Source organism: Legionella waltersii, from assembly GCF_001468085.1.
In the GTDB taxonomy this organism is placed as follows: Bacteria; Pseudomonadota; Gammaproteobacteria; order Legionellales; family Legionellaceae; genus Legionella; species Legionella waltersii.
Window position 1 is genome coordinate 784317 of the sequence record NZ_LNZB01000060.1, and the last position, 8100, is coordinate 792416.

Consider the following 8100-nt stretch of genomic DNA (forward strand, 5'->3'; position numbering starts at 1 on the left):
GGTGTACTGAGGTATGTGATGTTTAGAGTGAGTCCAGAACAGAGCAACAAACGTCCGCTTAAGTTGTTTATAAGAACCGATAAAAATGCAAACATTGAAAATCTAAGATTAGGTAATTACCGTGTTGCTCCGGCTTATCACTTGAGCCTCCAAAATTCAGAATTAGAAAGTCAGGAATATACAAGCTCAGGATTTTTAAGTACTTTCGACTTTGCAAAGGGTTACGGTTTACAAAGTGTATTGGACTATGCTCGCCTATCTAACTCCTCTTATATTCATTTTATTTTTTTACCCTCGGGAATTTCTGAAATAGTAAAACTAAATGGGGGAACCCGAGGTTTTGACGAGGATAAAAAACCAAAACGTGTAGAGGGTAGTGTATGGGAACTGCCATTTTATCAAAAGAATATACCCCAGTTATTTTATACTGATGAAGTTGATGTCGAATTAGGACAAAATTGCTGGCGAACGGATCATGAAGTTCTCCTCGGTGGTAATTGGTCTTCCTTTGCACAAGTCATTTCTATCGAAAATCATAAGACTTTAGATTTGCAAAAAATACTAAAAGGAAAATCAGAACAAGAAGTTCTAGAATGGTTAATAGAAAATGGATATACCTCTTACAGGCCAGGAATTGAAGGTCAACATCAATTGACGTTACCTGAGCAAATTGAAGAGTCAGCCATAAATGCGCAATTAATTAACTGGTGGAATAGCCAACTCCCGGAAGACCAACATGATCTAAATTGTGTTTATTGCATCATTAACAATAAAAAAATAGAAGTTCCACGCTTGGATGATTTTGATTTTTTAAAGGGGGTGCAAGCTATTTCCAGATCAAAAGAAAGTACCCCCAAAATCGAGCGTTATTTTCGGCAATTCTTACTAGCGGTTGAGTTTCTCTATAACTTAGGTAAGCTTGAAAAAAACTACACTGCTCAAATGGACAACTTTAGAACTCTTGGGTTTTGGAAAATCTTTTCCACACGAGATAGGAATTCACTATCAACCGAAGAAATCCAGGAATTAATGAATGGACTGGACTTATATGTTGATTTTTTGAAAGAAGAATCCAGATTAGCAAAACTAGCCAAAAAGATAGAAGCCGAAATGAAAAACCCTATTCATCGAAATCTATTATTTCCGAACTTAGGAGAGATGGCATTTATTTTTAATGCATATGGAGTACAAATTTTCAATTCTTTGAGAGACTTTGTTGCTCAAAGCCCAAAATCCATTGATGCTATGAAGAAATTCTCATCTGTTGAAATAGCATTGAAGCTAAAGGCATACAGGGATATGAATAATTATGTAAAAGAAAGTAATGTCGCTGCAAACTATTTTGCTCCTCTAGAACAATCTAAGCTGCTAACGAAAGAATTTATGCTTTGGTTAAGGAGTTTTTGTGATGAATATGCGATTCGTCTCTTACAATTGCGTATGGACTCCAAAACTACTCCTGCAAACTGGGATTTGATGCAATGCCTAAAACAGCTTGAGACTCAAATACTCCACCCCCTTCTAGAATTAGTAAGAGGGTGTCTTGAAGGAGTATTAACAGAACAAGAGGTCGTGGTGGCTTATTTGAAAATTATGGGAAGTATAGTTGAATTAAACCAAAATCTGATTGTCTTAAAACAACAAGAAATCCACACTGCTGTCTCCTCCGATCTTTTCTTTCAACCCATCCAGCCAAATCAAAAGAGATCACTCAATCAAAATGATGATAACTATAGTGAAGGCAATCCCAAAAGAGTTTGTATATAACCTGTTATCTTAATTGAGTGGTTCGATTGGGCTCTGTCGTTCATTGTTTTCAAACACACGATGGGGACACGCTGGACGAGTTGATGCTGCTTCCCCATAGTAACGTTCAGAAGTAGATATGATCCACTTGAAACTGAGCATAATCCATACTCCAGAAAAATTCACCAACTCCACCGGATCAATAAATTGTATGCGACATAGCCCAGTTATTTAGTTATGCTTCCAAATAATCAACGATTGAGACATTAAGTTCAGGGTAAACACCCAATACAACTGCCACAACTAATAACATAACGCCCACATAACGAAATAGGGAAGAATTGATTCGCGAAATAACGAGACCTAGCCCTACCCCAATGCTTAAAACAACAAGAGCTGAAACCAAGCATCCGGCAACAAAGAAAGGAACATTATGCACAAACCCATCAATCGGCATTAAGGCACTTCCTTGAAAGACAGTGAAGAAAGCGATAAGACATAATGTCAACAGTAAAGATAAACCAGTATTTAATGATAATAAGGCGGCACAGACTATAAGCGAACCCAAAATTCCATATTCGAGTAATGGAATTGCTAAACCAGAAACATTTAAAAGGCCAGCGAATAAAATAGCGATAGTGAAGACTAAAGGTATGCTCCATAACGCTTTACCGCCTATTTGAGCAGCAATAATTCCCACTGCAATAGTAAATAGCAAATGATCTAAACCGTGTATTGACATACTTAGGCCCTGAATAAACGGTTCATTTTGCATAAATTCAGCATGATGGGCACAAGCCAACGATGGTATTAAGACTGTTAATGTAGTTATGAAGAAAGTCATTAAGGACGTATTTTTACTTTTAGGCATAGTATCTCTCCCTTTATTTGCCTGTTACTGAATCAGGTGCTCCATCAAAATGAGAACAGTTATTATATACTTTTAGCGATCCTGTTCTATAGTTAAATTAGGATTTAATGGTTATCTATAAAGTATCATTAATATTACTCTAGGAGAATGGTATGAGTAAAAAAGCATCCAAGGACTATGAGGAGCTCCTAGCACGAGTCACTTCCAGTAAAAACATGGATCTCCCATTAACGATTACCCAAAAACAGGCTCAAGCTATATTGCATGTCGTCCATGATGTAGGCGGTGAACCAGATGGACCATTAGACAAATCTGAACATAAAACCGCATTTTGGGAAAAAAGTACTCATTGTGTCGCTGAGTGTTTAGCGTGGCGAGGACATTGGAATGCTGAAGAAAGACGACGCCGCGAAAATGATTTGGGTGAAACCATCTATTTTGGAACCCCTTATTACGCAAGATGGTTGCTTGCAACAGCCAAAATGCTTATTGAGAAAGGATATATAACACCCGATGAATTAATTGAAAAAATGGATGAAATACGTCGACGTGAGGGCTATGTAAAATGAATAAATTTAAAATTGGTGATCGCGTGATTGTCAAAGATTTACCATCATTATTCCACACCCGCACACAGGGTTATACCCGTAATTGCATAGGGGAAGTTGTGATGCTAAGACCAGACTGGGTTATTCCTGAGGACGAAGCTTGGGGACGAGAAGACGGTCGAGCTGAACCCTTTTACATGGTGCGATTTAAACTTGCTGATTTATGGTCAGACTATACAGGCCAACCATTTGACACCTTGGAAACAGAATTTTCTGAGCGCTGGCTAGATAGTGTATAGATACGACTTAAATTTTAGGGAGAATTCACAATGAGTAAGCAACACGACCATAAACATGAACATGACAAAATAGAAGAGAATGATGAAGCTTTTGAGTTTACTGTTCTAGAGGCAACCATTCGAGAATTGGCGATTGAAAAGGGATTATTTTCAGCCGAAGATTATCGTCGTTTTATGGAATGGCATGATAGCATGGAGACTGCACCTGGAGGAGCTCGTGTTGTTGCACGTGCTTGGGTCGACCCTGAGTTCAAAAAGAGACTACTTGCAGATGGGGTTGCGGCTTGTAAAGAGATGGGAATTGATTGGCTGAAACCCACTGGCACAGGAACACCTAGTGATTATACTTATTTCGTTGTGTTTGAGAACACCCCAAAACTACATAATACGATGGTTTGCACCCTGTGCTCTTGTTATCCAAGACCAGTATTAGGTTTCGCACCTGCTTGGTATGAAAGACCTAACTATCGTCGCCGATTGGTTCGTTGGCCACGAGAAGTTTTGGCGGAATTTGGCACGATTATCCCTCCGGATGTAGAGGTTCGCGTGCATGACTCAAATCAAAAATCACGTTTCATGATTCTACCCATGCGACCGGCTGGCACTGAAGGATGGAGCGAAGAAAAATTAGCAACCATTGTAACGCGAGATACCATGATTGGGGTGTCTATTCCCCGTATTGATTGGACCACGTCTTCAATTCCAGGAAAAAAATAAAGATGATAGAAAAATGTCGAGATGATTTATTATCCTTGCTCTACGCTGCAGGGCAAGGACATATTGATGCAATCAGGCGTTTCATTAAGCTGGGTATGGACATCAATCAACTGGGTAAAAATGGCACTAGTGCACTGATGTTAGCCTCAGAGTATGGACAAACAGACGTTGTAGCAGCACTTCTAGATGCTAACGTGGAAATTAATCAAAGTAATCACAAAGGATGTACCGCTTTGATGTTTGCTGCTGAATATGGACATAGTGAAGTGGTGAAGCTGTTATTAAATGCAGGTGCAAACAGTTCCCTTACTAATCATGATGGAGCAACTGCGTTAGATCTTGCTAAGGAATATGCCCATTCTTCTGTGGTAGACTTATTAGAACCGTCTTAATTTTTACCTAACACTGATTGACGAGCTTTGCAGACCAGCATACCAATGAAGCAGAAATAACAGCGCAGACTATCTAGCCCTCATTTGAGATTCTTGATCGGGTAGTGGCGGTGAGAAATAAACTTCAAAAGCTACATCTAGTCGTCTAGCAAGTGTTCCATGTCTCGGATCAAAATAGTCATAAGGCATATTTAAACCACCTTTTAAAGCATTAAGCCTCTCAGTTTAAATAATGATAACTCTGTTTTTTGGGGATTTCATTGTGTTTTCACCCCCGGATCGTTGTATTTCTGATTGTTTGGAGTACTTTCGAAGAAGCACCATTAGGGTTTTTAATAGCTTGTTGTCTTATACGATTTAAAGCGGTGTCATAATCGGGATTATCTTTAAAAAAATCCCTGGCATTGCGTGAAAAAAATCCTGCTTCGGTTTTATAAAGTCTTTTTAAGTTAAGCATTTTTTCATGCTGAAGATTAAACTCTTCGAGTCCTACCTTAAATTCATGGGGGGCTTTGTTGGTAGGACGCAAGACATGATTTGTGTCTTCTTTTACCCAACCTAATTCAATAAGGGTAGATTTCGTTCGCTCTCCTGTGCCGCTCGTTTTGCCATAGGCGTGATCAATAATGTCTTGATTAGAATTTATGGTTTTTTCTGTCCAGTGACGTTTTCTCACAAAAGAAAAGAATTCGCGATTAGCAATTTCTGTATATTTGGCAATAAAATCACCAGCCACAGTCTTTTCTGGGTAGTATTTGCCGTATTTTTTTATATTTTTATCTAAATTCCAAGGCAAAACCATATCCCTTGGTGTTATTCTGCTATCAAGGGTATTTAGTACATTAGCTACGGCTGTAACACAGTTGTTACCTAAGAAAGTGTATTCAGTAGTACAGATTTGCTCTCCTACTTTCTTTGCTTTCTTAAATGCATCAATGCTTTCTGAGGAAGCCCTCTTTGGGAGATCCAAACTCAACGCTCTGTGAATTCCATAAGTGTAAACGGTGACAGTAATACCTTTAACTACATACTGGACTTTACGGTTCGGCATTCCATAAGTTTGTCTGCATGAACGATCTAGCTGAGATGTTAAACGTGAATCCTCGGAAGTCCAGTGACCACCTGGACCACCATAATTGAGAAAGAAATGCATGGGATTTACTGCGCACTGAAAATCATATTGTTCATTTATTATACTTTAAATGCTTATGCAAGTCAAAATTACCAAGATTTCCAAATCCATAAGTACGTCGTTGAATAGGCTTCACTTTACATTTTGTGTGACTGTTCGGAGAAATACACCGACTGCAAAAATTAGAATTTTCTCAACTAAACCCCTCAAAAATAGGCGTTAGAAATGAAGTCAACTCCAGTTTGGAGTGAAAAGCTGAAAACTAAATTAGCGAAAAACTAAAAAAAACCGTAGGTACTATAATTATGATTATTAATGATTCAGATTTTGCATTCTATGAAAATTCAATTTGGAATAAGAAATGCCAGAAATAATTTCTACATCGGAACCTGATGCATCAAGAGCAGAGGGTTTAAATAATGACTATAGTTTTGGATATGTAGAAATCATAGGAGGGCGAGAAACTCAAGAAGATGCACTGGCATGGCATGTACTCAGTGCAAATGACTTAACCCCTAAAGACTCCTTAAAACAACTAAGCCCAATAGAAATTGGCTATCGCTTATGGACAAGTTATCAACTACTTGATACACCTGACTTGGAAGCTGGAACAACCGCTTCAACCACAGTTTATGATGGCAAAGGTAACCTTATTACCGCAACCGTTGCTGATTCAGCATCGTTTGCAGTGGTTTATGATAAAGATGGAAATGCCTTAGGTGTAACTCGGTTAAATAGCGTAACCCATAAAGCGTCGGACAAACAAGAAGCTTTGCGCATACAAAATAATGGAGGATTTGTCCAAGATGAAAGAGTAAATGGAGTTTTAGCTCCTTCTAGGTCCATTGGTGATAAAATTTACAAAGGAGTTGGAGTCAGTTCAGAAGCCACTATTGATATTACTAATGTCGATCAAATAACTCGGGATTTAAAACTTGATCCCTCTCAAATCGGGTCTATTCAAATCATTACCACTTGTGATGGCTTTACTGATGGCGCAGGAGACGACAAACAAAACAAAAAGAATCATGAAAGCTATTTATTTGATACATTGAAAAGGTTGCGTGCTCCTGGAAAATTGCCCCAGAACGAATTAGCTAATTGTCTTTGCCAAAGAGCATTGACAGATCGTTCTTACGATAACATTTCAGTGGCGATTCAAACCATTACTAAAGATACTCCACCTGTTCTGGTAGGAGTTTATGATGGCCATGGAGGTCATTTAGCCTCTCACAAGGTAGCCAAAAATATCGGACAAGTATTCAAAGAGCTGTGTGCGCTAACCTTGGGGGATTATGAAAAGCATAAATTGAGTGTGTTTCAGCATGTAGCTGCATATCTACAAGATAATCGAATTTATCTCGATCCAGAATTACAAAACCTTGTAATTGTAAATGAATTAATCACTTTAACAAGAATCTATCTAGATGACTTAAAGGATAGTGAGAATGCCAATACTATACAACCCATCCTACTGTGTCTATTCGCTTCACTAAATTCTGACAAACCTAATAAGGATAAAATTATAGAATTCTATACCTTCTTAGATAAAAACCACACGTTAGAGAATGCACCCATGGGGAAAAATATTGATTTAATTCGCCAAGATACCAGGAAGTCAACCGGAGAATTTATTTTAGGGATTGCAATTATAGCTGCAACCCTTCTAACCTTGATTCTTCCAGGACTTTTAATTATGAGTATTGTCTATGCGGCTACAGGAAAACAACCACTTGATTTGATGACATCAAAAGGTACACGGTTTGAAGAATCAGTTAACAAAATAAAAACTGGCATGACTTTTTTTTCCCATGACCTTCCTTCTCAATCGCAAATAGACGACCTCATTATCTCGACAGAACCCAAAAAAGCTTAGAACCCCTACCTGTATCCGATGTTGCAAACTAAAGCACGATGGATATGATTGGAAATTACTCACTGATTTGAACGATACCAAACCAATCATTTGTAGGTTACTGTAATTTTTTTTTGGGGTTTTCAGCAGGACTGGGTGCATCAAAAACCGATGCCTTTCGTTCAGTCCAATACCTGTCGTACAGTTAATCTTTATAAGAATTAACCATGCTCAAACGGACAAGGCTTATATCAATTGCTATTCCTTTAAATTCAGTTTCCTTAGCTGTGACATTTTTATGGAGAAGTTCTAAACAAGTTTCAATCGATGTACAGTTAGATATACGGATTTGTGTCATATCTGTTTCCTTATGGCTCCTTTTGCACCGCGCTAACCAGCCGCGACAGTAAGGGCTGAGGAATCGACTCATTGTTTAAAATGGGGCATTTATACCAAAGGTCGGGTGCTTCGCCGAATGGTGCTGCCTTAAGCGGTGTCATTAGGTTCATCTATACGGCCCGCATTGTTCCGCTTGCTGAC

General features: G+C 38.5%; 8 protein-coding genes. 6 read left to right on the forward strand and 2 right to left on the reverse strand.

Annotated elements, in window-relative coordinates; translation table 11 throughout:
• Positions 1-18: 18 nt before the first annotated feature.
• Positions 19-1767 (forward strand): hypothetical protein, encoded by a 1749-nt coding sequence (locus tag Lwal_RS16705; protein ID WP_058481908.1) that lies wholly within the window; start codon positions 19-21, stop codon positions 1765-1767.
• Between the two features lie 214 nt (positions 1768-1981).
• Here the strand turns inward: Lwal_RS16705 and Lwal_RS16710 are convergent, their stop codons facing one another.
• Positions 1982-2617 carry a HupE/UreJ family protein gene (locus Lwal_RS16710; RefSeq protein ID WP_058481909.1) on the reverse strand — a complete coding sequence of 212 codons (636 nt, stop codon included), beginning with the start codon at positions 2615-2617 and terminating at the stop codon, positions 1982-1984.
• A 152-nt stretch (positions 2618-2769) separates the two neighbouring features.
• Here Lwal_RS16710 and Lwal_RS18095 point away from each other — a divergent pair, with 152 nt between their 5' ends.
• Genes Lwal_RS18095 through Lwal_RS16730 form a run of 4 tightly spaced genes read left to right on the forward strand, consistent with a single transcriptional unit; the run spans position 2770 to position 4573 of the window.
• The gene (locus Lwal_RS18095) at positions 2770-3186 is read left to right on the forward strand and encodes an SH3-like domain-containing protein (RefSeq protein WP_058481910.1); all 417 of its coding nucleotides are present in this window, start codon (positions 2770-2772) and stop codon (positions 3184-3186) included.
• The gene (locus tag Lwal_RS18100; RefSeq protein WP_058481911.1) at positions 3183-3464 is read left to right on the forward strand and encodes an SH3-like domain-containing protein; all 282 of its coding nucleotides are present in this window, start codon (positions 3183-3185) and stop codon (positions 3462-3464) included. The genes Lwal_RS18095 and Lwal_RS18100 overlap by 4 nt, the downstream gene beginning before the upstream one ends.
• 30 nt (positions 3465-3494) lie before the next feature.
• Positions 3495-4181 (forward strand): thiocyanate hydrolase subunit gamma, encoded by a 687-nt coding sequence (gene scnC, locus Lwal_RS16725; RefSeq protein WP_058481912.1) that lies wholly within the window; start codon positions 3495-3497, stop codon positions 4179-4181.
• A 2-nt stretch (positions 4182-4183) separates the two neighbouring features.
• The gene (locus Lwal_RS16730; protein WP_058481913.1) at positions 4184-4573 is read left to right on the forward strand and encodes an ankyrin repeat domain-containing protein; all 390 of its coding nucleotides are present in this window, start codon (positions 4184-4186) and stop codon (positions 4571-4573) included.
• A gap of 268 nt (positions 4574-4841) precedes the next feature.
• On the opposite strand, the gene Lwal_RS16735 is transcribed toward Lwal_RS16730, so the two are convergent.
• Positions 4842-5726 carry a hypothetical protein gene (locus Lwal_RS16735; protein WP_058481914.1) on the reverse strand — a complete coding sequence of 295 codons (885 nt, stop codon included), beginning with the start codon at positions 5724-5726 and terminating at the stop codon, positions 4842-4844.
• A 340-nt stretch (positions 5727-6066) separates the two neighbouring features.
• On the opposite strand from Lwal_RS16735, the gene Lwal_RS16830 reads away from it, so the two are divergent.
• Positions 6067-7581, forward strand: coding sequence for a PP2C family serine/threonine-protein phosphatase (locus Lwal_RS16830; RefSeq protein ID WP_065235677.1), 1515 nt, complete (start codon positions 6067-6069; stop codon positions 7579-7581).
• The last annotated feature ends 519 nt before the right edge of the window (positions 7582-8100 follow it).